Annotated in this window: 19 protein-coding genes; 8 read left to right on the forward strand and 11 right to left on the reverse strand. The window is 66.1% G+C overall.

Annotated elements, in window-relative coordinates; translation table 11 throughout:
• The first annotated feature begins 174 nt into the window (after positions 1–174).
• From GGQ90_RS00120 to GGQ90_RS00150, 7 genes are read left to right on the forward strand one after another with little or no spacing between them, the layout of a single operon-like run.
• On the forward strand, positions 175–483 hold the full coding sequence (locus tag GGQ90_RS00120; RefSeq protein WP_188080244.1) for a high-potential iron-sulfur protein: 309 nt from the start codon (positions 175–177) through the stop codon (positions 481–483).
• On the forward strand, positions 483–1139 hold the full coding sequence (locus GGQ90_RS00125; RefSeq protein ID WP_188080245.1) for a cytochrome b/b6 domain-containing protein: 657 nt from the start codon (positions 483–485) through the stop codon (positions 1137–1139). The genes GGQ90_RS00120 and GGQ90_RS00125 overlap by 1 nt, the downstream gene beginning before the upstream one ends.
• Positions 1140–1165: 26 nt before the next feature.
• A complete protein-coding gene (locus tag GGQ90_RS00130) occupies positions 1166–1630 on the forward strand; it encodes a c-type cytochrome (protein ID WP_188080246.1) in 465 nt (154 codons plus the stop codon).
• On the forward strand, positions 1630–2421 hold the full coding sequence (locus tag GGQ90_RS00135; protein WP_188080247.1) for a COG4315 family predicted lipoprotein: 792 nt from the start codon (positions 1630–1632) through the stop codon (positions 2419–2421). The genes GGQ90_RS00130 and GGQ90_RS00135 overlap by 1 nt, the downstream gene beginning before the upstream one ends.
• Before the next feature lie 17 nt (positions 2422–2438).
• Positions 2439–3623, forward strand: a complete 1185-nt coding sequence (locus GGQ90_RS00140; protein ID WP_188080248.1) for a hypothetical protein — start codon at positions 2439–2441, stop codon at positions 3621–3623.
• Complete coding sequence (locus GGQ90_RS00145; RefSeq protein WP_188080249.1) at positions 3620–5338, forward strand: DUF1592 domain-containing protein; 1719 nt, start codon at positions 3620–3622, stop codon at positions 5336–5338. Before GGQ90_RS00140 ends, GGQ90_RS00145 begins: the two co-directional genes overlap by 4 nt.
• Positions 5335–6675: a DUF1552 domain-containing protein gene (locus tag GGQ90_RS00150; RefSeq protein ID WP_188080250.1), complete on the forward strand. Its 1341-nt coding sequence runs from the start codon at positions 5335–5337 to the stop codon at positions 6673–6675. Before GGQ90_RS00145 ends, GGQ90_RS00150 begins: the two co-directional genes overlap by 4 nt.
• 4 nt (positions 6676–6679) lie before the next feature.
• Here the strand turns inward: GGQ90_RS00150 and GGQ90_RS00155 are convergent, their stop codons facing one another.
• From GGQ90_RS00155 to GGQ90_RS00165, 3 genes are all read right to left on the reverse strand, one after another.
• On the reverse strand, positions 6680–9733 hold the full coding sequence (locus tag GGQ90_RS00155) for a glycosyl hydrolase family 28-related protein (RefSeq protein WP_188080251.1): 3054 nt from the start codon (positions 9731–9733) through the stop codon (positions 6680–6682).
• Positions 9734–9811: 78 nt separating this feature from the next.
• Complete coding sequence (locus tag GGQ90_RS00160) at positions 9812–12781, reverse strand: TonB-dependent receptor plug domain-containing protein (protein WP_188080252.1); 2970 nt, start codon at positions 12779–12781, stop codon at positions 9812–9814.
• 136 nt (positions 12782–12917) lie between these two features.
• The gene (locus GGQ90_RS00165) at positions 12918–15941 is read right to left on the reverse strand and encodes a glycosyl hydrolase family 28-related protein (protein WP_188080253.1); all 3024 of its coding nucleotides are present in this window, start codon (positions 15939–15941) and stop codon (positions 12918–12920) included.
• 154 nt (positions 15942–16095) lie between these two features.
• Here GGQ90_RS00165 and GGQ90_RS00170 point away from each other — a divergent pair, with 154 nt between their 5' ends.
• On the forward strand, positions 16096–16638 hold the full coding sequence (locus tag GGQ90_RS00170) for a gluconokinase (protein WP_188080254.1): 543 nt from the start codon (positions 16096–16098) through the stop codon (positions 16636–16638).
• 639 nt (positions 16639–17277) lie between these two features.
• Here the strand turns inward: GGQ90_RS00170 and GGQ90_RS00175 are convergent.
• The 8 genes from GGQ90_RS00175 to fucP are packed head-to-tail and all read right to left on the reverse strand — an operon-like array spanning position 17278 to position 24537.
• Positions 17278–18897: a DUF5597 domain-containing protein gene (locus GGQ90_RS00175; RefSeq protein WP_188080255.1), complete on the reverse strand. Its 1620-nt coding sequence runs from the start codon at positions 18895–18897 to the stop codon at positions 17278–17280.
• Between the two features lie 13 nt (positions 18898–18910).
• Positions 18911–19255, reverse strand: coding sequence for an L-rhamnose mutarotase (locus tag GGQ90_RS00180; protein ID WP_188080256.1), 345 nt, complete (start codon positions 19253–19255; stop codon positions 18911–18913).
• A complete protein-coding gene (locus GGQ90_RS00185; RefSeq protein WP_188080257.1) occupies positions 19255–20022 on the reverse strand; it encodes an SDR family oxidoreductase in 768 nt (255 codons plus the stop codon). Before GGQ90_RS00185 ends, GGQ90_RS00180 begins: the two co-directional genes overlap by 1 nt.
• Entirely contained in the window at positions 19995–21197 is a 1203-nt protein-coding gene (locus GGQ90_RS00190; RefSeq protein WP_188080258.1) for a UxaA family hydrolase, read from the reverse strand. Before GGQ90_RS00190 ends, GGQ90_RS00185 begins: the two co-directional genes overlap by 28 nt.
• A complete protein-coding gene (locus GGQ90_RS00195; RefSeq protein ID WP_188080259.1) occupies positions 21194–21502 on the reverse strand; it encodes a UxaA family hydrolase in 309 nt (102 codons plus the stop codon). Before GGQ90_RS00195 ends, GGQ90_RS00190 begins: the two co-directional genes overlap by 4 nt.
• Entirely contained in the window at positions 21495–22478 is a 984-nt protein-coding gene (locus GGQ90_RS00200; protein WP_188080260.1) for an aldo/keto reductase, read from the reverse strand. Before GGQ90_RS00200 ends, GGQ90_RS00195 begins: the two co-directional genes overlap by 8 nt.
• A complete protein-coding gene (locus GGQ90_RS00205; RefSeq protein ID WP_188080261.1) occupies positions 22475–23299 on the reverse strand; it encodes an amidohydrolase family protein in 825 nt (274 codons plus the stop codon). Before GGQ90_RS00205 ends, GGQ90_RS00200 begins: the two co-directional genes overlap by 4 nt.
• Positions 23296–24537 carry an L-fucose:H+ symporter permease gene (gene fucP / locus GGQ90_RS00210; protein WP_188080262.1) on the reverse strand — a complete coding sequence of 414 codons (1242 nt, stop codon included), beginning with the start codon at positions 24535–24537 and terminating at the stop codon, positions 23296–23298. The genes GGQ90_RS00205 and fucP overlap by 4 nt, the downstream gene beginning before the upstream one ends.
• Positions 24538–24555 lie beyond the last annotated feature (18 nt).

Here is a 24555-nt window from a genome sequence, read left to right on the forward strand (position 1 = left end):
TCTAGCCGCCGGCCCGCGCCGGATTTTGTCAGGCCCGACACAAAGGGCGGAATAAGCGCCTGCATTCTGCGCCGATTTTGTCGGCGCTGACAAATTAATCCGGCGCCCCCCTGTTAGAAGGATCGCACAAGAGGACCGGAACAACCGGGCCGGCAGGGAAGAGGAGTGGGCCGCATGGCGGCAAGCGATATTCATGGCCGTCACTGGAGCCGGCGATCGGCATTGGGCCTGATCGCCTGTGTGCCGCTGGGGATTGCGAGCATCGCCCAGGCGGCCGAGTGCGTCGATCCGGCCAGCCTGTCGGCCGCGCAGAAGAGCATGCGCAAGTCGCTGGGCTTTCGCACCTCGAATGATGTGACCAAGCGCTGTGGCTTGTGCGCCTTCTTCACCGCCGCCCAGCCGGGTTGCGGCAAATGCGCGCTGCTGAGCGGCGGCATCGTGCCGACCGAGGGCGTGTGCGACAGCTGGGCGAAGAAGAGCTGATGGCGAACCCCGCGCGCCAATATGTCTGGGATCTGCCGATCCGCCTGTTCCACTGGGCGCTGGTCGGCCTGATCGGCTTTTCCTGGTGGAGCGCGGAAACCTATCACATGGACTGGCATCGCCTGTCGGGTCAGGCGCTACTGTTCCTGATCGTCTTTCGCCTGATCTGGGGCCTGATCGGGTCCGGGCCGGCGCGTTTTACCCAGTTCCTGCGCGGGCCGCGCGCGATCTTCGCCTATCTGACCGGCCGTGCTCCGGCTGCGCCGGGCCATAATCCGCTGGGCGGCTGGAGCGTGATGGCGATGCTGCTGGCGCTGTCGGTCCAGGTCGGCACCGGCCTGTTCGCGGTCGATATCGACGGCATCGAATCCGGGCCGCTGTCGCATCTGGTCGATTTCGACCAGGGGCGTTTGGCCTCCGACATTCACGGCATCAGCTTCACCATCCTGCAAATCCTGATCGGCCTGCATGTTCTGGCGGTGCTGTTCTACCTGCTGGTGCGGCGGCGCAACCTGATCGGGCCGATGGTCAGCGGCCGGGCGAAAGTGACCGGCGAACCGGTGGCGGTGCGGCGTGCTTCGCCTGTCGCCTTCGCTGTCGCGACCCTGCTGGCGGGCACCCTCGCCTGGTGGGTCTTTGCCGATCCGACGCTGTGACTGACATGAAAGGGACGAGGATGAGGATGCACGATACAGCGCAGATGAAGCGGCCGGCCGCCATGCTGGCGCTGCTCTGCGCGGTACCGCTGGCGGCGGCGCCCGGCGATATCGTCGCCACCCGGATCGCGGGTTTTCGCGAGGTCGGCGCGGCGTTCAAGAATATCAATGACGAGCTGAAATCGGCCACGCCGCAAACCTATGTAATCCAGATTTCGGCGCGCCAGATTCGCGACTATGCCCGCCAGCAGCAGGGTTGGTTCCCGGCCGGCAGCGGCCCCAAGCCCGGCGTCAAGACGGCGGCCAAGCCGGAAATCTGGAGCCAGCCGGCCGCATTCAAGGCGGCGCAGGACGGCTTCACCGCGCAGGCCAACAGCTTCGCCACCGTCGCGGCGAGCGGCGACGTCGCGAAGATGCGCGCGGCGGCCAAGACGCTGGGGCAAAGCTGTGGCACCTGCCACCGCAGCTTCCGTGTCGAGGAGAAGCGCTGATGTGGCGCCGGGCGGCCGCGATCCTGTGGCTGGCGCAGCCGGCCGCGCTCTGGGCGCAGGCCGCCGACCTGCCGCCCGAGGCGGCAAGTGGCGAGCCGCTGCCGGCCGGTGTCAGCATCCGCAAGGTCGGTGACCAAAGCGTCTATGTCGATGCCCATGGCCGCACCCTCTATGGCATGGACATGCGCGCGGTGACCGGGCGGACCGGGCATCAGCCGCTCTGGTGTTCGGGCGATTGCCTGACCCAATGGACGCCGCTGGCCGCACCCGCCAAGGCGGAGGTCGTCTCCGCGCCGCCCGAGTTCGGCGGCGATCGCAAGGCACCCCGGCTGAAGCAGGACGGCGCCGACTGGATCGTGATGCAGGGACCGAGCGGGCCGCAATGGGTCTATAAGCGGGTCAATCTGGTCTTCACCCATGCCGGCGAGCGGCCGGGCACGATCGGGCATGAGGGCGAGGACGGGCTGGTCTGGAACAGCCTGAAATATGTGCCGGCCGCGCCCAAGATCGACGCGCCAGCCGATGTGACCGCGCGGCTGGTGGACGGGCGCTATCTGCTGGTCGATGGTCAGGGCAATTTGCTGGTGACGCATAAGGGCAAGGCCTGTGGCACGGCCTGCGCCGACTGGCGCGTCTTCCCGGCGGGCATGGCGCGACGGGGCATGGGCGCCTGGACCGTGCGGCCCGATGGCGACCGCGCCCAATGGGCCTATCGCGACCGGCCGGTCTTCACCATCGAGGGCGACGACCCGGCGGACATTCCCGCCGAGGCCGAACCGCTGATCCCATGATATTTCGCAAGGAGAGGATGATCGTGCAGAATCATCGCAAACTGATCCTGCTGCTGGGCGCGCTGCCCCTAACGACCTCTGTGTTGGCGCAGGGCGATGCGCCCCCCAAACCGACCGCACCCGCAGCACTGCCCGCGCCACCGGCCAATGGCGAGATGGGTTTCGTCGTCAGCCATTTCGCCCCCGCCATCTATCAGGGCAAGGAGGACTGTCCGCAGGGCCTGGCCGCCACGCTGCGCGAAAATTATCTCCAGACCCAGCCGGTTGGCGAGCGGACGCGGCTGCTGGAAAAGGCGAACGAGAAGGAACTGACCGCGCGCTGGACCGGCTATGCCTTCGGTCCCGACAATATCAACATCTGCACCCATCCCGACAAGTTCGACCGGCCGCCGCAGCGCATGGTGCAGGGCAAGGTCGCGCAGGGGCTGAACCTGGACGATGATGAGGGTGGCGCGGCGGCGGGCGACACCTGCGGCCATGCCAATTTCACCGGCCCGGCGGGTGAGCCGGGTGTCGACAACCAGATGTGGCGGGCGATGGGCTGCGTGCGGACCTGGCGCGGGGTCGACGGCACGGGCGGCGATATCGTCAAGGGCCTGACCCAGTTTCTGGTGAGCGGCGAACATAGCCAGGTGCTGCTGCTCAGCGGCGTTGATAGCCTTGAGAATGATCCCGACGTGACGGTGATCTACGCCAATAGCGAAGATCGGGCGGTGGTGGATTCGCGCCAGAATTTCATTCCCGGCGCCAGCTACAGCGTTACCGCCAATGGCGCCCATCGCAATGTGCTGAAAGGGCGGATCGTCAACGGCGTGCTGACCACCGAGCCGGCCCATATCCGCCTGAAGCAGAATTGGGGCCAGGGGTCGGAGCGCGACATTCGTGGCCGGCGCAACGAATATGATTTCACCAGGGCGCGGTTGCGCTTCACCTTCCAGCCGGACGGATCGATCAAGGGCATTGTCGGCGGCTATCAGCCGATCTGGAACGTGATGGCCAGCGCCTCAGTCGGTGGCGAGGGCGCGGCGACCACGGCCGGCTATGACTGCGCCGCCATGTATGCGGCGCTCAAGGCGATGGCCGATGGCGATCGTGATCCGGCGACCGGCCAGTGCCGCCGCATTTCCAGCGGCATGGAGGCCTGGGCCGTGCCCGCCTTCATCACCGACCGCCTGCCCCAGCCCAAGGTGGCGCAGCGATGAGCGGGCCGTTTTGTCACAGGGCGCGCTGGGCGCTGCTCGCCGGGTTGCTGCTGAGCGCCTGCACGGTCGAGAAGGCGCCGCAGACCGCTGCCACGCCCGACGCCAGCTTCGCGCCCTTGAAGACGCCACTGGGCCAGGTGGCAGGGATGCGCCGCCTGACCGAAGCGCAATATCGCAACAGCATCGCCGACATCTTCGGCCCCGACATCAAAGTCGCGGGCCGGTTCGAGCCGATCGTGCGGCCGGTGCATGAGCTGATCGCCACCGGCGCCAGCGCATCGACCATCTCGCCCGCCGGGCTGGAACAGTTCGACGCGATGGCGCGCAACATCGCCGCGCAGGTCTTCGCGCCGGATCGCCGCGCCCAGTTCATGCCCTGCGCCCCGCGCGACGCGGCCGCGCCCGATGCCGATTGCGCCGCGCGGACGCTGATGCCGATCGGTCGCTACCTGTTCCGCCGGCCGATGACGCAGGAGGAGATTGGCGCCTTCGTCATGATGGCGGGCAAGGGCGCTGGCGATGGCCAGGGTTTCTATGACGGCATGCAGCTGGCGATGGCGGCGATGCTAGTGTCGCCGCAGTTCCTCTACATCATCGAGAGCGCGGAGCCCGACCCGGCAGCGCCCGGCAGCCTGCGGCTCGACAACCATGCCCGCGCCGCGCGGCTGAGCTATCTGCTGTGGAACACGACGCCCAATGAGGCGCTGCTGCGCGCGGCCGACGAGGGCAAGCTGACCGATCCGGCGCAACTCGCGGCGATCGCGCAGAAGATGGTGCGTTCGCCCCGGCTGGAGGATGGCGTGCGCGCCTTCTTCGCCGACATGCTGTTGTTCGAGAAGTTCGACGAAATGGCCAAAGACCAGATCGTCTATCCCCGCTTCAACCCCGATGTCGCGTCGGCCCTGTCCGAACAGATGCTGCGCATGATTGTCGACCAGCTGGTGACGCGGCAGGGCGATTATCGCGACCTGTTCACCACCCGGCGGACCTTCATCAACCGGGCGCTGGGGCCGCTCTATCAGGCCAAGGTGTCCAGCATGCAGGGCTGGGTGCCCTATGAGTTCGGCGAAGGCGACGATCGCGCCGGGCTGCTGGGCCAGGCCGGTTTCCTGGCGCTCTATTCCCATTCGGGCCGCAGTTCGCCGACCCTGCGCGGCCGGGCGATCCGCGAACTGCTGCTGTGCCAGCCGGTGCCCAATCCGCCGGGCAACGTCAATTTCACCGCCGTGCAGGATGTCGGCAACAAGGCGATGCCGACCGCGCGCATTCGCCTGAACGCCCATAACAGCGATCCGGTCTGTGCCGCCTGCCACAAGATCACCGATCCGCTGGGCCTGCCGCTGGAGCGGTTCGATGGCATCGGCGCCTTCCGCCGGACCGAAAATGCCGCGCCGATCGACACCGCCGGCGTGTTCGAGGGCACCGCTTTCCAGGGCAATGTCGGCCTGGGCCAGGCCCTGGCGGCAAGCAAGTCGACCACCGAATGCGTCGCCGGCCGCGCCTTCCAATATGCGACCGGCCGCATGCCGGAGGATGAGGAGGCGACCGCCATGGCGCTGGAACAGGGCTTCGCCGCTGACGGCTATCGCATCCAGGCACTGTTCCTGCGCGTCGCGACCATGGCCGATGCCTATCGCGTCAGCACCCCGCCGTTGGCCAAGCCGCAGGTCGCGATGATGACCAGCCCGCATATCCGTGAAGGAGACCGTCCATGAGCTTCACCCTCGATCGCCGCACCGCGCTGCGCGGCATGGTCAACGGCATGGCCGTGGCCGTCGGCCTGCCGCTGCTCGACATCTTCCTCGACGGCAACGGCACCGCCATGGCGGCGACCGGCGCGCCGATGCCGATCCGTTTCGGCACCTGGTTCTGGGGGCTGGGCGTCAATCCGCCGCGCTGGTTCCCCAGCGCCGCCGGCAAGGATTATGAGCTGAAGGTCGAGCTGGCCTCGATCGAGGCGCTCAAGCACAAGGTCAACATCCTGGGCGATTTCACCCTGCCGCTCGACGGCAAGCCCAACCTGCCGCACATCAGCGGCGGCATCGGCATCCGCACCGGCATGGCGATCGATTCCGACCGCGGCCTGCCGGGGCCGTCCTTCGACGTGTCGATCGGCGACGTGATCGGCACCCGCACCCGATTCCGGTCGATCGAGCTGTCGGCGACCGGCGATCCGCGCAATTCGCTGTCCGGGCGCGGCAATGGCAATCTCAACCCGGCGGAAGTGTCGCCCGCCGCCCTTTATACAAGGCTGTTCGGCGCAGGCTTCCATGATCCCAACAGCGCAACCTTCACCCCCGATCCGGCGGTGATGGCGCGGCGCAGTGTCCTGTCCGGCGTGTCCGAGCAGCGCCAGGCGCTGGAGGCGCGGCTAGGCGCGGCCGACAGGCAGCGGCTCGACCAATATTTCACGTCGCTGCGGCAGCTCGAAAACCAGCTCGACGTGCAGCTGACCAAGCCGGCGCCGATGCAGGCCTGTGTCGTGCCACCCAAGGTGCCCGACCTGCCGGTCAATGCCGAGATCGAGAATGTCATGCGCAATCACGAGATCATGACAGATCTGCTGGTGATGGCGATGGCGTGCGACAATGTCCGGCTGTTCAACATGAACTTCAACAATGGCGCATCGTCGCTGACGCGGGTGGGCAGCACCATCACCCATCATCAGCTGACCCATGAGGAGGTGCTGGACAACCGGTTGGGCTATCAGCCCGAAGTCACCTTCTATGTCGACAAGTGCATGGAAGCCTGGACCTATTTCATCAAGGCGATGGACGCGGTGAAGGAAGGCGACCGCACCCTGCTGGATAACAGCCTGGTCTTTGCCCATAGCGAGACCGAGTTCGCCAAATTCCACACCATCGACAATATCCCGATGATGACGGCGGGATCAGCCGGCGGGCGCATCCATACCGGCCAATATATCACCGGCGACGGATCGCCGGTCAGCCGGGTGGGCCTCACCCTGCAACAGGCGATGGGCGTGCCGGTCGACCGTTGGGGCACGGGCAGTCTGGAGACGAACAAGATCATCCCCGGACTGATCGTCTGATCCCCTATTCCATCCGCGCCGCGTAGAGGCCGTGATGCGACAGCATGAACAGGGTCTTGCCGTCCGAACCGCCGAACAGCAGTTGTAGCGGCCGTTCGGGCACGTCGATCCGGCCGATCGGCTTGCCGTCGGGCGCGTAGACGAAGACCTGGCCATTAGCGACATAGACCCGGCCCTGCGCGTCGCTGACCACGCCCTCCCCGCCGCGATCGGCGAAGGGCGTGAGGTCGGTCAGCGTGCCGTTGCCGGCGACCAGCGCGCTGTAGGTGCGGTTTTCCGATCCGTTGGTGACATAGATGCGCTGGCCCGGCTTGCCCTGAACGAAGCCATAGCTGTCGAGCGTGTGGGAGAAGCGCAGGCCGCGATGGTCGACCGGTCCCTGGGCGAAGACGCGCCAGGCCGGCAGGGCGATGCTGCCGTCGGGCGAGACATAGGCCTGCGCATTGGACTGTGCGGTGTCGTGGGCGAACATGTCGGCGAGCGTGGTGAACTGATAGGTCTTGGGATCAATCTGGTCCCTGAACTCGCCATTCACCCACCAGTTGACCGGGAAGATCGTGGCCGCGCTGCCCTGCCCGGCGGGCGTCGCCGGGATGACGCTGATCTGCGTGTCCGGCGCGCCGGGGGTGACGCTGTAGACGGTGCCGTTGCGGCCATAGGAGGAAAGGACCAGCAGATTGCCCGACTTGTCGATGGTCAGGTTCACCGGATCGAGCGCGGCGTCGCGGATCATCTCCAGCCGGCCCGCGTCGGACCAGCGCCAGATGCGCTGGAAGAAGCGGTCGATGAAATAGAGCCGCCCCTGCGCATCGATTGCGCCGCCGCCTAATCCATAGAAACCGTCAGCGAGTTTCTCCACGCTGGCGCCGCCGAAGGTCGAGGGCGAGACCGGATCGGGCTTCGCCGGCACGTCCAGCACGGCGAACTCGCGCTCGCGCACTTCAAGGCCGTGGGTGATGTCCTGAATCGCGTTTTCGAACGGATATTTGGTGAGGCGCAGGAAGGTGCCGCAGCCATTTTCGTCGCAGGTGCCGACCCCGCTTTCGGCGTTCACATGGACGTTGCGAAAGCGGATGTCGTGCGAATTATAGAGCGACACCGCGGTCGGCGCAGGCTTGCGCGTGCGGGTGACGCGATAGCCGTGGAAATTGGCGACCAGGATGTTGCGGGAATCGCGGATTTCGAGCGCGACGGCATCGCCGCTCTCGCCCGCCTCGCCTTCGGTCTGGGGCGCCAGCAATTCCCAGTTGGCGACGCGGTTGAGGCCGATTTCGGTGCGGACATGATGTTCGACCGAGGCCTGGATCAAGCGGCCCGGTGTTTCCGTGTCGGAAATCAATATGCCCGGATGACCGAAGGTGCTGGGGCTCCAGATATTGGCGAAGGTGCCCCCGCCGCCCTGCGTCACCCAGAGGCTGGCATATTGGCCGCCCCAGCGGCGCGATGCGTCGGGATCGGCGGTGGCGTTGTTGTTATAGGGATTGCGCCGGCTGCCATCGAAGGCATCGGTGCCATGGCCGCCCTGGAACTTGACGTCGTTGACCATGGAACTGGCGCCGGCCTTCCACAACAGGCCGGTCGCGCGCGGATTGGCGCCATTGGTGTCGAGCGCCAGGCCGGCGACGATCGCGTCGCCGCCCTGCGCGCTTTCCACCAGCGCCTTGGGCGCGCCGACGCCCTGGAAAGCGGGCGTGCCGTCGGGCAGGACGATCTGGGTCAGGCTGGGGTGGAGACCGAGCAGCACCGTGTCGGCGCGCAGCCGCAACGTGTCGCTGACCTTGTAGAAGCCGGCAGGGAGGTAGACGACGCGATGGCTGTCGATCGCCTTCTGCAGCACGGCGGTGTCGTCCGTACTGTTATCGCCCTTCGCCCCCAGCGCGCGGACATTCACCCATTCGGAGACGGGCGGCAGCGGACGGATCGCAGGCGCACCGGGCGCCGGCAGGCTGGCGATCGGCTGCGCCTGCATGTCTGTTTTATACTCGCCGATCCGGCCAAGCCCCGGCAGGGTCAGGCCATGGGTGAAGGAGGAAACCTTGTAAGCCTTCCCCTGCCCCGCCACGGTGCGGCCGCTCTCGCGGAAGCGAGCAAAGGTCGGCGTGTTGGCGGCCAGCACATTCTGGAAGCCGACCTGGGTATAGACATTCTTCTCATTGGAGATGATGACGCCGGCCTTCGACACATTTTCGAAGCGGACATCCTGGCCCCAGAGCCAGTCGCCATAGCCCCGGTCGATCTCGATCCCGACCGGCACGTTGCGGAAGGCGACATTGAGCAGGGTCAGGCCCGCTTCATGCTCGCGGATGGCGGCGTCGCGCTGTCCTTCGAACGTTGCATCGACCAGGGCGAAGGGCCAGGCCGGCGAGGTCTTTTCCGCGAGGATGCCATAGCGGCCGCCCTTGAAGTGCAGATCCTCCGCCTCGTTGGCGACATGATAGAGGCCGGCGAGCCCCGACCCGATGTCGAAATCGACATGGCTGACGAAGCTGTGCTGGGCGGAATGGAAGCGGATCGCGGTCGCCGCCGGATTGCTGTCCATGATGCGGAAATCGATATTGCCGAGCGCGGAATAGAAGGTGCCCGGATTGGCGTCGGCGATGGTCTTGTCGAACGGCACGCTGCCGGCCGGGGGGAAGGCGGCGGGCCAGCTTTCCTTGTCGGTCTGACGCTTGCCGCCGGTGAAGATCAGCATATGGGCGACGCCGCGCTGAAAGCCCGGCGTGTTGGCGCCGAGCAGGATCGTCGGACGCTGGGCGCCGATGCCGAAGATGCGCACGCCCGGCCACAGAAAGAGCGTGCGGCTGATGCGATAGGTGCCCTGGGGCAGGAAGACGATGCCGCCGCCGGGTGTCGCGGCGGCGGTGTCGAGCGCCTGCTGGATCGCGGCGCTGTCATCGGCGCGGCCATCGCCCACGCCCTTCACCGTCACGGCGCGCGCATCGTCGGGCATGGCGGTATAGACGGACGGGGACGCGAAAGCCGGCCGCGCCGCCGCCAGACATAGCAACACCGACGCACAGGCCCCACTCAATCCACGATAGGTCAGGCCACGATACATCAGGCAGGCTCCGTAAAAAGAAGATGTCCCGGCCGTGCAGGACCGGGACAAGTTTGGGGGGAGAGATGTTATGTTTTATCAGAAATTGAAGCGGACACCGGCGCGGTAGATGCGGCCCAGCGTGTCGTAGAGCGCCGGGTTGATATCCAGACCGGTGTTGGTCTGGGGCGAGGCGACCGGATCCTTGTCGAACAGATTGTCGACCTTGCCATAGAGGGAGACACGGTCGCTGAATTTGAAGGTGGCGCCGATGTCGACATAGAAGGCCCCCTTCATCTTGTTATAGTCGATGGTCGGATGGTTCGCGGTCGAGGTCGGGCAGGACGACTGGCAGACGACATATTGATTGCCGAAGGTGCCGTCGCTGATCCAGCGTTCCTGCACCGTCAGGCTGAACTTGCCGCTGTCATAGGTTTGTACCGCCAGCCATTTCCAGTCAGGGGTGTTGCCGTTGTTGGCGCCGGCCTGATCGACCGCATCGACACCGGCAATGCCGGCATTGACGATGAACTTGCGGATATGGGTGCCCAGCGCGCGGACGGTGAAGTTGCCCGGCAGGCCCAAGGGCTGCTGCCACTGATAGCTGGCCTCGATATCGAAGCCGCTGGTCCGCCAGGAGGCGAGATTGAACGGCTGGACATTGATATAGTTGAGGCTGGGATTGGCATTGTCGAGGCTGAAGCCGCCGCAGAAGGCCTGATTGCCGTCATAGCAGAACTGGACGATCTGCTGCGCCGACAGGCTGGAGACGACGCCCTTCAGCTTGATGTCATAATAGTCGAACGACAGGCTGAGGCCAGGCAGCCAGGAGGGACGCGCCAGCACGATGCCGATTTCGGTGTTGCGGGCGATTTCCGGCTTCAGGTTCGGATTGCCGATGGTGTTCTGGAACGCCTGAACCGCTGCGCCCTGGAAGGGGTCGCTGAAGTTCGGCAGGGTCGTGACGGTCGGCGCGGCGAACAGTTCCGACAGGTTGGGCGCACGCACGTCGCGCGAGGTGACGGCGCGCAGGCGGATGCCGTCGAGCGGCGTGTCCCAGGTGCCGCCGACCTTCCACGCCCAGACCGTGCCCGACGTGCTGTAATGGGTGCCACGGCCCGCGGCGTTCAGGTTGGCGCGGCCGACCGCCTCGCTGTCGAACAGCGGCATGTCGATTTCCGCGAAGCCTTCATAGACTTCATATTTGCCGCGACCATTTTTGTAGTTGCCGGCCGCCCAGTTGCTGCCCTGTGCGCCATTGAGCAGCGGGTCGGCCGGATAATCGGCGCTGTTCGGGCTGATGTCGGACACGCCCGCGCCATAGGGATCGGCATTCACGCGGTAGAATTCGCGGCGATATTCGGCACCGAAGGCGACCGACAGCGGTCCTGCCCACAATTCCACCGGATTGCCCGAGAAGTTGAGGCTGGCGACGTCCTGGGTCAGCTTGGTGTGCTGGAACGGACCATTGTCATGCGGCGCAAGATAGGCGAGCGCGGCCGCCGAGGGGGTGAAGCCACCGAAGATGTTGATCGGCTGGCAACCCAGCACGCGGGCGGCCGGATCGGCGCAGACGATCGCGCCGTTGAGGGTGATCGCATTGGCCGCCGCTGCATAGCGGTTCTGCAGCACGATATCCTTCACCTGGATGTCCGAGATGGTGATGCCATGCTCATAATAGGTGTCATAGTTCCAGTCGGTGCCGGCGAGATCGAACTTGCCCTTGGCACCGGCGACGAAGCGATATTGCTTGCGGTCGGTATAAACCTGCGGATCGGGGAAGGCGGCGTTGGACGAGCCGAAGCCGAAGGAAGTGATGCCGGCGGTGGCGCAACGGTCGCGCACCAGCTGCGGCAGATAGGGGTTGGAGCATTGGACGGTCAGGCTGGCGCGGCCATAACCGGGGCTGGGCTGGTTGTTGGTCTTCACCTGCGCGACATTGACCGTGACATAGGCTTCGTTGTTATCGGCGAAATCATAGCCGATCCGGCCATAGCCGTTGATGCGTTCCAGCGAGGATTTGAGCGAAGCGCCCGAACCCGGCGCGCCCGACAGGTCGCCGCCTTCGCAGAAGCTGTTGCCGCGATAGCAGTTGGTGACCGCGCCGGTGCCGGTCGGCGTGCCGTTCGAGCCATAGTTGAACTGATAGGGATTGCCATTCTGGTCGAAGGCGATGCCCTGCAGCGGCCCGTTGTTGATCAGGCCATAGCGGGCATATTGATAGGGCTGGGCGTAATCGCGGTAATTATATTGCGGCAGGCCGTTGTTGGTCTGGCCGGTGTTCATCAGCGTGGTCGCGCGATACCAGTTGCGGCTGCCGGCCAGATCGGTGCCGAAGTCGCCGGCGCCCACGCCGCCTTCATGGTCATATTCGCCGCTGACGACGACATGCAGGCGATCGTCCATGAAGGACTTGCCATAGGCGGCCTGGACCAGCGCGGTTTCATCATCGCCATATTTGGTAATGCTGCCCAGGATATTGCCCTTGAAGCCTTCGAAATGGGTGTCGGTGATGAAGTTGACCACGCCGCCGACCGCGTCAGAGCCGTAGGAGGCCGACGCGCCGCCGGTGACGACGTCGACGCGCTTCACCAGCAGCTGCGGAAACATCGAGATGTCGGGCACGCCGGTGACGTTGGCGCCAACAACGCGCTGGCCGTCGAGCAGGGTCAGGGTACGGATCGCGCCCAGGCCGCGCAGCGAGAAGGAGCTGAGGCCCTGCTGGCCGCTGGAGGTGGAGAAGGTGCCGGTGGCGGCGCCGGTCGAACCCTGGAGCGAGGGCAGCTGGGCGATCGTGTTGAAGATGTTGGGCTGGGCGTTGTTGGCGATCTGCTCCTCACCGATGACGGTGGTGGGCGTCGGCGCATTGAAGCCGCTGGTGGTGATGCGCGATCCGGTGACGATGATGTCGGCGCTCTGTGCGGCCGGAGCATCGCTCGTCCGGGCCTGCGGCGCGGGTTCGGCCGCCGGTTCGGTCTGGGCCTGGGCGGTGCCGGCCAGCGCCATGATGGCGACCGCGGCCAGACTGACGCCCGCCATATGCCGATGGATTGCGATCTGCACGTTCATTCCTCTTCCCCTCTTGTCACCAAGCGCCCTCCCGGCGTCGGCGTCGCCCATGGCGGGCTATTGTGTGAGCCTTAGTCCCTGCCCCGTCCGGTCGCACTTACGACATAGGTCGTAGATGCGCCGGAACGGCGGATTTTCAGGGCTTTGCGGCGTAGAGCGCGTGGTGCGTCAGGATGAAAAGCGTGCGTTTGTCGGGGCCGCCGAACAGGATCTGGAGCGGCCGGTCGGGCACGTCGATGCGGCCCGTTTCCTTGCCGTCCGGCCCGTAGACGAAGATCTGGCCATTGGCGACGAACACCCGGCCCTGCCCGTCGACCGCGACGCTCTCACCGCCGCGATTGGCGAAGGGCTTCAGCGCGGTCAGCGTGCCGCCCGTTCCTACCGTGCCGCTATAGGTGATATTCTCCGACCCGTTGGTGACGAACAGACGATCGCCGATCTTGCCGGAGACGAAGCCATTGGCGTTGAGCCCGTCGGACCAGCGCCAGCCGGTATGATCGATCGCCCCCTGCTGCCAGACGCGGAAGGCCGGCAAGGACAGGCTGCCGTCGGGCGAGACATATTCCTTGGCCTTGGGCGTGCCGACGTCGCGGGCGAACATTTCGGCAAGCGTGGTGAACTCGTAGGTCTTGGGGTCGAGTTGGTCGCGAAACTCGCCATTATTCCACCAGTTGACCGGCAGCAGTGTCTTGCCCGCGCCAGTGCTGCGCACCGGGGTCGGCTGGATCAGCGTCAGCGCGTCCTTGGGACCGGCGGGGTCGAACGAATAGGCGCCGCCCTTCGCGCCGAGCGAGGACAGGACCATGACATGGCCCGAAGCGTCGATGGCGAGATTGACCGGATCGAGCGCATGGTCGCGCACGATCTCCAGCCCCTTGCCTTCACTCCAGCGGTGGATGCGCTGGAAACGGCGGTCGATGAAATAGAGCGCGCCCTGTGCATCGACAGCCGCGCCGGAGATCGACCAGAAGCCGTCCTCCAGCTTCTCGACCTTGGTGCCGGACGGCGCTGCGGCCGGAACGGCGCTGCCGGCCGGGCCGATATCCAATGCGGCAAACTCGCGCTCGCGCACCAGCAGCTTGCGGCTGACATCCTCGATCGCATTGTCGAACGGATATTTGCTGGCGCGCAGGAAGGTGCCGCAGCCTTCATCGTCGCAGGTGGCAAAGCCGCTTTCGCCATTCACATGGACGTTGCGGAAGCGGATATTGCCGGAGTTGGTGATCTTCACCGCGCTCTTTTCGGGCGCATAGGTGCGGGTGACGCGATAGCCATGATAATTGGCGAAGAGCAGGTTGCTGGAGTTGCGGATGTCGAGCGAGATGGCGTCGGGGCCGTCATCGACCTCCTGCTCGGTCTGGGGGGCCAGGAATTCCCAGTTGCGCACATTATCGAGCACGATCTCGTTGCGGGCATGATGTTCGACCGACATTTCATAGACATGGCCGGGCGTGTCGGTGTCGGTGACATAGAAGCCCGCCTGGGCGAAGCTGTTGGGGCTCCAGACGTCGGCGAAGGTGCCGCCGCCACCATCCGTCACCCAGATGCTGGGATATTGGGCGTCGAGCCGGCTGTCGGTGACCGGGTCGCCGGTGTTGACGCGCAGCGTGCCGAGCATCTTGCCGTCGGCGGTGGGCGTGCCGCCACCGCCCATGATCTTGACGTCCTCGACCAGGCTCTGTTCGCCAGAACGCCAGAGCAAGGCGGAAGCGCGCGGGTTCACCCGGCCGGTGAAGAGGCCGAGGCCCGAGAGGATATTGTCGCCGCCCTTGCGGCTTTCCAGGATCGGCAGGACCGCGCCGAGGCCGGCATGATTGGGGTTGTTGTCGGGGATGAACAACTGGGTGATGGCCGGGTGCAGGCCGATCAGGATGCTGTCCGGGCGCAGGGTCAGCCTGTCCGTCACCTTGTAGAAGCCGGTCGGAAAATAGAGGATGCGGTTGGCGTCGATCGCCTTTTGCAGGGCGGCGGTATCGTCCGCCTTGCCGTCGCCGATCGCGCCCAGGGTGCGGACATTGACCCACTGCTCCATCGGCGGCAGGTCGCGGATCGCGGGCGCGCGCGGTGCCGGCATGGCGGAGAGTGGTTGGATGTCGGCGGTGGTGGCGTATTCGCCCGTATGGCCGGGCGCCGGGACGGCGAGGCCATAGGAGAAATTGGCGACCTTATAGGCCTTGCCCTTGCCGTCGATCGCCCTGCCGCTGTCGCGGAAGCGGGCGAAGACCGGGCTGTTCAGGACAAGCGCATTATCGAAGCCGACCTGGGTGAAGACATTCTTCTCGTTCGAGATGACGACGCCGGCCTTCGACACATTTTCGAACCGGACATCCTTGCCCCAGAGGCTGTCGCTGTAGCCGCGGTCGATCTCGATCCCGACCGGCGTATTTTTTATCGCGACATTGACGAGGGTGAGGTCGACCTCATGCTCGCGGATCGCTGCGTCGCGCTGACCGTCGAAGGTCGAATCGAGCAGGGTGAACTGCCAGGCTGGCGAGGTCTTTTCGGTGACGATGCCGTAGCGACCGCCCTGAAAATGGACATTCTCGATCACGTTGCCGGCCTGATAGACGCCGGCAAAGGCGGTACCGAGGCGGAATTCCATATGGCTGAGGAAGGCATGCTGGGCCATGCGGAAGCGCACGCCGGCGGCCGCCGGATTGCCGGCGCCGATCTCGATATCGACATTGCTCATCGACGAATAGAAGGTGCCCGAATTGGCATCCCGCACGATTTTGTCGCGCGGCACCACGGTCGGCACCGGGACCGGCACCTTGCCGACCTGATATTGATCGCCGCCGGCGAAGATCACCATGGTCGACACGCCCTGCTGGAAGCCGGGGGTGTTGGCGCCGAGCAACAGCACCGGCCGGGTCGGGCCGACGCCATAGACGCGCACGCCCGCCGGCACGATCAGCGAGCGGGTGATGCGATAGGTGCCCGAAGGCAGGAAGACGATGCCATGGCCGGTCGAATCGCGGGCCTGGTCGAGCGCCTGCTGGATCGCGGCGCTGTCGTCGGCGCGGCCATCGCCCACGGCCTTCACCGTCACCGCATGGGGTTCGGCCGGCGCGACCGGGAAGACCGAGGTCGTCGCGGCAAAGGCCGGCGTCCCAAGCGTTGTTGCCGCCAGCAAAGCCGCGATCATGCTGCGTCCGATCATGTCCGCCTCCCATCCTCATTTTTATAGATGGTGCATGGCTAGGGGAGCGGTCGCGGCTTGGCACTTGCGACAAAGGTCGTAGTTTTCCTGTGGGGTGGCGCGGCCTTATAGCGGGAAAACCAATCCCCCTGCCCCAGCGACCAAGGACGCCCGCTTGCCGATTTCCGCCGACCCTGCCCCCGTTTCGCCCAAAGCCGTGGGACGCGCCATCATCGTCATGGGGGTGAGCGGCTGTGGCAAGTCGACGCTGGGGGCGATGCTGGCGCAGGCGCTGGACTGCCCGTTCCTGGAGGGCGACAGCTATCATTCGACGGCGGCGGTGGAAAAGATGCGCGGCGGGGAAGCGCTGACCGACGCGGATCGCTGGCCCTGGCTCGACCGGCTGGGCGCGGCGATCGCCGGCACGGTGGCGGCGCAGGGCGTGGCGGTGGCCGCCTGCTCGGCATTGAAGCGCGCCTATCGCGACCGGCTGCGCGCGGCGATCGGTGTGCCGGTGCATTTCATCCTGCTCGACAATGATCGCGACGAACTGCTGGCGCGGCTGGGCAACCGGCCGGGCCATTATATGCCCGCCAGCCTGCTCGATAGCCAGCTCGCCACGCTGGAGCCGCCAATGCCCGAGGAAGGCGCGATGATCCTGACCACCAATGTCCCGGCGACCGAGCTGCGCGACCGGGCGCTGGCCTGGCTGGGATAGGGTCACACCGACGCGACAGTTGAAAGTTCATAGTGTCGATAGCCAGCGATAGCGGGTCGAAAATGGACATGACGCGCCTGCCACGCGCCGACGAAGCGACAGTGACGCGACACCGACGTCATAGGGGCGCTCCTCCGACGCGACCGTGAAGCGACAGCAAGGCGACAATTGGACCGGCGGCGCGCGCGACGCCGAACGGCGGAGCGGCGAAGGGCGTCGTGACGGAAGAATGGCCTGTTCCATCCGACAGGATAGATCAGAGAAAGACCGAGTAGGAAAGCGCCGCCAGACCACCATTAGCGGATGTTCCTCATTCCTCCCCAAGCTTGTCTTGGGGAGTTCAATGGAGACACGTGTCTCCATTGAACAGCGCGAAGCGCTGACGGAGGGGCAATGGCGCAAGCGCAACGCTATTGCCCCTCCACCGCCTTCGGCGGTCCCCCTCCCCAAGCAAGCTTGGGGAGGATTTTCGGACAGTCCCCAAACCACCCAAATCCGTCATCCCAGCGCAGGCCGGCATGACGAGATAGAGGGCCGTCCGCAAACGAGCGGTAGTGATCGGCCACCCTTTCCCAACAGCAACTGCCCCTCCCGTAACGGGAGGAGCTGATGCCCGCATCGATGGCTTTGCCCGCAGGCTTAGCGATAGCGGCCCATCGTCACCTTGAGCCAGACCGGCTTGTCGATGAGGTTGAGGCCATAATCGGTCTGGTCGCCGTTCCAGATCCGGTCGAAGACCCAGTTGTCGCCCTCGAAATGGCCTTCCTCGACCTTGACGATCATGCCGTTGGCCGGGGCGCCTTCGCGCGCGCCGAACTGGACGCGGACATGATCGCCGGTGAAGAGAAATTCATTGGCCGAAAGCTGCGCCACGACCATGCCGCCGACCATCGCCTTGTCCCAGGCCGGGGTGTCGGCATTGGGGAACCATTCGCGCTGGCCGAACTGCCACTGGCCAAAGCTGGCCGTGACCGTCCAGTCGCCCATGGTGGTGCTGAGCGGCGTGCCATCGTCCGGCCGGGCCGCGCCCCAGGTCGGATGGGCGAAGGCGATCTTGGCCCAGGGGCGCATCGCGGCGCCGAGCACGCCGAATTTGGAGGCGAAGGCGTGGATGGTCGCGTCGTCGAAGCTCTTGGCGCCGAGCGGATAGTTGAAATAGTCGGCATCATCCATGCCGAAGGGCGCGAAGCCGATCGCGCCGCGTCCCAGCGCCGACCAGAAATAGCGGGCATATTCAGCGGCATTGCCGATTTCGGGCACCATCAGCGCATTGTCGGGCCTAGTGTAGAGATCGAGATGCTTGAAGACGTTGCGGCTGCCCCGGTCATAAATGTCGGGCGCGGCGAGATCGAGCGAGGGGGCCGCCGCCTTCCAGATGTCGATTACGTCGCCCTGCGGCCCGCCGCTCGACACGCTCATCGGATCGACCGGCTTGTAGGGATCGGTCAGCGAGGCGTTCACATACATGGGCAGTGGCTTGATCGCCTTGCCGGCCTTGGCCAGTTCCTCGATATAGCGGGCGGTGTACCAGCTGTTGAAGGTGCGATCTGCGGTATCGCCGAACACGTTCTTCCAATTGCCTGCCGGCTTCTTGAGCGCACGGGTCAGCTCGGCGGGCACCGGACCGTCGAACAATTTCTGCGCGGTGGCGCTGAAATCGCGGGGATTCTGGTAGCTGCCGACTTCATTTTCGGGCTGCACCATGATGACCGTATTTTGCGCATCATGATCGCGCACATAGGTCATGAGCTTCAAAAAGGCACGCTTGTCCGCCGCCAGCGTGGCCGCGCCATGAGGCGAGAGCACGCCATGATCCTTCCCATCGGCGGTCTTCATGCGCGGGAAGCGGCGATTGTCGAGCTTCACCCAGTCGGGGGTATAGGCAAGGCCGGTATTCTTCCAGGCGCCGAACCACAGGAGGACGATGCGCTTGTCATGGGCGCGCGCCTCGTCAAGCAGGGTCTGGACGAAGCTATAGTCGAACTGGCCTTCCCTGGGCTCAAGCTGTTCCCAGGCGACCGGGACTTCGACGGTGTTGGCATGGATGCTGTCGAGCCGGTCCCAGACCTGCTTCAGCGGGGCGGCATAATTGCTGCTGTTATTGACCTGGCCACCCAGCATCAGGAAGGGCGCGCCATCGACGATCAGGGCGTGGCGGCCATTCCGGCTTTCGATATGCGGCACCGGCCCGCCATTCTGGGCCAGCGCGGGGGTGGCGAGCAGCATGGCGCCCGTGAGCAGGGGAAGAAGATTGCGCATCAGATCGGGTCTCTCAGGGCTGTTCGTCTAGGGAAAATATGCGGGTGGCGGCGGTCCATTTGGCGCCGGGGACGGACCAGGGCAACGGCCGCTGGACGCCGTCCATCTGCGCTTCCCAGGCCTGCACCGCCGGATCGGCAACGTCGGCCGCCGCCTTGGCCGCCGGGTCGAAATCCGGGCCGGTCTCCATCAGCATGACCAGCCGGTTGCCGCTCCGATAGATGTCCATCGCCCGGACATCGGCGGCGCGGATGCTGGCGCCGATGGCGGGCGGCAGCGCGCCGGACGCATGCCATGCCTCATATTGGGCAATGGCGGCTTCATCGTCGGCCAGGTCGATCAGCAGGACGTGACGCATCACATCACCCAGCCGCCGTCGATCACATGGACCGCACCGGTGGTGAAGGCGGCGTCGTCGCTGGCGAGATAGAGGACCAGACCGGCGATCTCCTGCGCCTTGCCCAGGCGTCCCATCGGCTGGCGCGCGACGAAGGCGGTCTGGGCGGCTTCATAGTCGCCGGTGTCGTGCAGCCGCTGTTGCAGCGAGGGGGTGTCGACGGTGCCGGGGCAGATGCAGTTGCAGCGAATGCCCTGCCCGACGAAATCGGCAGCGACCGCCTTGGTCAGGCCGATCACGCCCGCCTTGGTCGCGCCATAGGCGAAGCGGTTGGGGATGCCCTTCACCGAGCTGGCGATGGAGGACATGTTGACGATCGCGCCCGCGCCCTTTTCCACCATGCCCGGCAGGAAGGCCGAGATGGTGTGATATTGGGCGGTCATGTTGAGCGCGACGGCAAAGTCCCAGTCGGACTGGCTGCATTCCAGGATATTGCCGGCATGGACGACGCCGGCGATGTTGGCGAGGATGTCGATCGGGCCGATGTCTGCGGCGAGCGCGCGCACGGCGGCGCCGTCGGTGACGTCGAGGGCGAGCCGCTCGCAGCCCTCCAGCCCGTCGAGCGCATCGAGATCGCGGTCGGTGGCGAAGACGCGCGCGCCCTCCGCCACGAAACGCTCGACCGAGGCGCGGCCGATGCCGCGGGCGGCGGCGGTGATGAGCGCGGCCTTGCCGGCGAGGCGCCCGTTCTGTGTGCCGCTCATGCGCGCGCCACCATCGGCAGACATTCGGGACCGATGGGATCGAAAGCCTTGTAGGTCAAAATAAACTCCTGATGGCCCAGTTGTTCGGAAAGGCTGCGTTCGCCCGCCGCGACGGCGAGGATGGCATCATAGATTTCCTGGCCGACCTGATCGAGGGTCGCTTCGCCCTCCAGGATGCGGCCGGCATTGACGTCCATGTCGGCGGCCAGGCGGCGGCCGGTTTCGGGATTGGCGCAAATCTTGATGACCGGCGAGATCGCCGATCCGACCACCGATCCACGCCCGGTGGTGAACAGGGTGACATGCGCGCCGCAGGCGATCAGTTCCACGATCTCGGCATTGTCGGAGATATTGGGGAAGCCGAAGCGCGGCTCGCCATCGGGCACGACGTCGAGCAGATAGAGGCCGCCCATTGGCGGGATATCGCCCGGCTTCAAGATACCGTCGATCCGCGAGCTGCCCGACTTGCTGTAGGCGCCCATGGATTTTTCCTCTTGGGTGGTGAGGCCGCCTTCGGCATTGCCCGGCGCGAAGCTGCCAAAGCCCATGACGGTATAATAGGCCTCCGCCTTCTGCACGCAGGCCTCGATCGCGGCGGCGAGTTCGGGCGTGGAGGCGCGGTCGGCCATGATCTTCTCGCAGCCGACCAGTTCGCCCGTCTCCTCGAAGATGCAGGCCGCCCCTTCCGCCACCAGCCGGTCGAAGGCGCGGCCGACCGCCGGATTGGCGGTGATGCCGCTGGTGCCGTCCGACCCGCCGCAGATGGTGGCGACGACCAGTTCCTCGACGCCCATCGGCACGCGCTCGACCGACGCGATCTGCGCCCGCACCCGATCGACCGCCTCCAGACCGGCGGCGATGGTGGCGGCGGTGCCGCCCTTTTCCTGGATCACCAGCAGTTCGGCCGGGCGGCCGCTGGCCTCCACGACGGCGCGCAGCTTTTCGCGGTTGAAGCTTTCGCAGCCGAGCGAGACGATGACGAGGCCGCCGACATTGGGATGGGTGGCGATCGCCTCCATCACCTTGGCCGCATAGGCATTGGGATAGCAGCCGGGGAAGCCGATCAGCTGGACATCGGGATCATCCGCCTTGTCGACGATGCGGCGCGCGACATGGTGCGCGCATTCGACCAGATAGGCGACGGCGACGACATTGCGGATGCCCTTGCGCCCGTCGGACCGGAGCCAGCCCTGGATCATGCGCCCTGCTCCAGCGCGGTGCGGGTGTGGCTGCTGATATAATCGCTCTTCATATTGTGCATATGGACCCATTGGCCGGCCACCACCGGCGCGGTCATCGACCCGATCGGCGCGCCATATTTGATGACCTTGTCACCCTGCGCCAGCGCCACGCGGGCGATCTTGTGGCCGATCGCGATCCCCTCGCGCGCGGGGATGGTGCCGCCGGATACGGGCAATATGTCGCCCGCCTCGATCGCGCTGACGCAGATCAGCACATTGTCGTCGGGGTGCAGCAGGATGAGGCGGCTGTCATGTTCAAGCATGGCTGTGGGCCTTGGCAAGAGGATGGGCACGGGCGGCGGCGTCGAGCGCCGGCCAGAGCGTGTCGGTTATGGAGGCGCCCAGACGGGCGATCGTGTCATGGACCTGATCTGCGCCGACCAGGCCGGGGATCACGGCCATGACCTGCGGGTGGCGCAGCGGATATTGCAGCGCGGCGGCGGGCAGCGCGACGCCGGCATCGCGGCAGAGCGCCGCCATGGCCTGGGCGCGGGCGAGGATCGCCGCGTCCGGGGCGGCATAATCGAAATGGAGCGGGCCGCTGAGATCGCGGGCGAGGATGCCGCTATTATAGGGGCCGCCGACGATGACCTGCACATCGGCGCTGGCGCAGCGGTCGAGCAGTTCCTCCGCGCCGCGATCGAGCAGGGTGTAGCGGCCGGCGATCAGGATCGCGTCCAGCTCCACCCGGTCGAGCAGGTCGTGGCAGATCGCGACCTCGTTCACGCCGATGCCGATCGCGCCGATCGCGCCGGCATCACGCAGGTCGCGCATCGCCCGATAGCCGCCGTCGAGGAAGGCGGCGAGATGATCGGCATGCGCGTCGCCATGGGTCAGGCGGCCGATATCATGGGCGAGCAGCAGGTCGATCCGGTCGCGGCGCAGGCGCTTCTGGCTGCTTTCGAAGGACCGCAGCACGGCATCATGGCCATAGTCGAAATGCGGCTCGAACGGGTCAGCATCGACGAAGCCATGGCGTTCGCCCTGCGCATCGGTTGGCAACAGCAGGCGGCCGACCTTGGTCGAGACCCGCGCCCTGCCGTGCGGGTCATGGTCAGCGAGCGCGGCGCCCAGCCGCCGTTCGGCAAGGCCAAAGCCATAATGGGGGGCGGTGTCGAAATAGGCGATGCCGGCGGCAAAGGCGGCGTCGAGGGTGGCGCGCGCCTCCGCATCGCTGACGACGCGATAGAGATTGCCGATGGGCGCGGTGCCCATGCCCAGGGTCGGGAAATCGATCATGCGGCGGCTCCCTGCGTGATGCGATAGAGACGCGCGGCATTGTCGGCGAAGATGGCGCGATGGGCCGCGACCGGCACCGAGGCGCGGGCGAGGTCGAGCCAGGCGGCATAGTCGGACGCGAGCGTCAGCACCGGCCAGTCGCTGCCCCAGAGCAGGCGTTCCGGGCCGAACAGGGCGAGCAGTTCGGCGATGAAGGGAGCGGCGGCGCCCTCCCCTGCCCCCGGCGCCAGTTCGGTGAGCAGGCCCGACAGCTTGCAGGCGATATTGGGGCAGGCGGCGAGATCGGCCATGGCGGCGCGCCAGTCCGCCGGGATCGCGTCGCCGACCAGCGGCTTGGCGGCGTGATCGATGATGATGGTGAGGTCGGGCTGGCGCCGGGCCAGACGGGCGAGCGAGGCGAGATGCTGCGGCCGCACCAATGCGTCGAGCACCAGCCCTTCGCGGGCCAGTGCCGCGAAGCCGGGTGCCAGTGCCGGATCGTCGAAACAGTCGGGCGCGCGGCCCTGCATCATCGGACGGATGCCGACCAGTGGCCCCGCGACCTGCAGCGCCGCGACGCGGGCAGCGACATCGCCGGTGAGATCGGCCCAGCCGACGACGCCGGCGATGCGAGCGGTTTCGGCCGCAAGCGAGAGCAGCCAATGGGTGTCGGCGTCCGATTCCTGGCTCTGCACCAGGATCGCGGCATCGACCTTGTTGGCATCGAGCTGCGCGAGCAGATCATCCAGCCCATAGTCGCGATGGATCGCCGGCAGGTCCGCGCCGGGCCAGCTGCAATCGTTGCGGCCGAGCTGCCAAAGATGGACATGAGCGTCGATCATGCCGCCCCGCCCTTGCCGCGCATGCGATGGGCATAGGCCGCGACCACCAGGAAGCAGAGTGCGGGCACCGCCATTGCGGCGTTGATCGTGCCGGCCATGTCGGAAATCAGCCCCATGAGCGCGGTCAGCACCGCGCCGCCGATGATGGCCATGACGATCATCGACGCGCCCGGCTTGGTCAGCGGGCCGAGGCCGTCGAGCGAGAGGACGAAGATGGTCGGGTACATGATCGACATGAAGAAGCTGGCGGCCACCAGCGCGACGACGCCGGGCAGGCCGAGCCAGACCGAGCCGACCAGTGCTAGGCCGAGATTGACGAGCGCGAACAGCCGCATCAGCCGCGCGCCATCGAAGCGGGAGAGCAGCGCCGCACCGGCAAAGCGGCCGGCCATGAACAGGCCGAGCGACAGGGTCAGCAGCCAGGCGGCATGCTGGGCGGTTATCCCCGGCAGCGCGGCCTGGGCATAGCGGATGAGATAGCTCCAGATGCCGACCTGGGCGCCGACATAGAAGAATTGGGCGGCGACCCCGGCCAGATAGCGCGGGCGACGCAGCAACTGGCGATAGCCGGCCAGTGGCGAGGCGGCGCCGGCATGGCCCTCCACCGCCGCCTTCGGGAAGGGCGTGCGCGCGAGCAAGGCCGCCCAGGCCAGCACGACCAGCGCGATCAGCAGATAGGGCAGGCGCACGGCCGAGGCAGCAGCGGCGCCCTGTGCCGGCGCATCGGACAGGATCAGCGTCGCGCCCAGCGCCACGCCGGTGATCGAGCCAAGCGGATTGAATGCCTGGGCGAGGTTGAGGCGGCGGGCGGCGCCGGCGGCATCACCCAGCACCGCGACCATCGGATTGGCGGCGGTTTCGAGGAAAGCGAGGCCACTGGCGATCACGAACAGGGCGAACAGGAAGAAGGGATAGCTGACCGCGGCGGAGGCCGGCAGGAACAGCAAGGCGCCGAGCGCGAACAGCAGCAGGCCCAGGATCACCGTCGCCTTGTAGCCGAAGCGCTGCGCCGTCAGCGCGGCGGGAATGGCGAAGCAGAAATAGCCCAGATAAAAGGCCGACTGGACCAGGCCCGAGGCGAAGTCCGAAAGGGCGAAGGCGTGCCGGAAATGGGCGATCAGCACGTCGTTGAGATTATTGGCAAGGCCCCAGAGGAAGAAGAGGCCGATCGTCAGCATGACCGCCATCTTTGTGGCGCCGCTATCTTCCTGTCTGTCTACCCTGGCATCTGCCTGCATCACCCATCCTCTCTATTG

Source organism: Sphingobium scionense (assembly GCF_014197035.1).
Taxonomy (GTDB): Bacteria; Pseudomonadota; Alphaproteobacteria; order Sphingomonadales; family Sphingomonadaceae; genus Sphingobium; species Sphingobium scionense.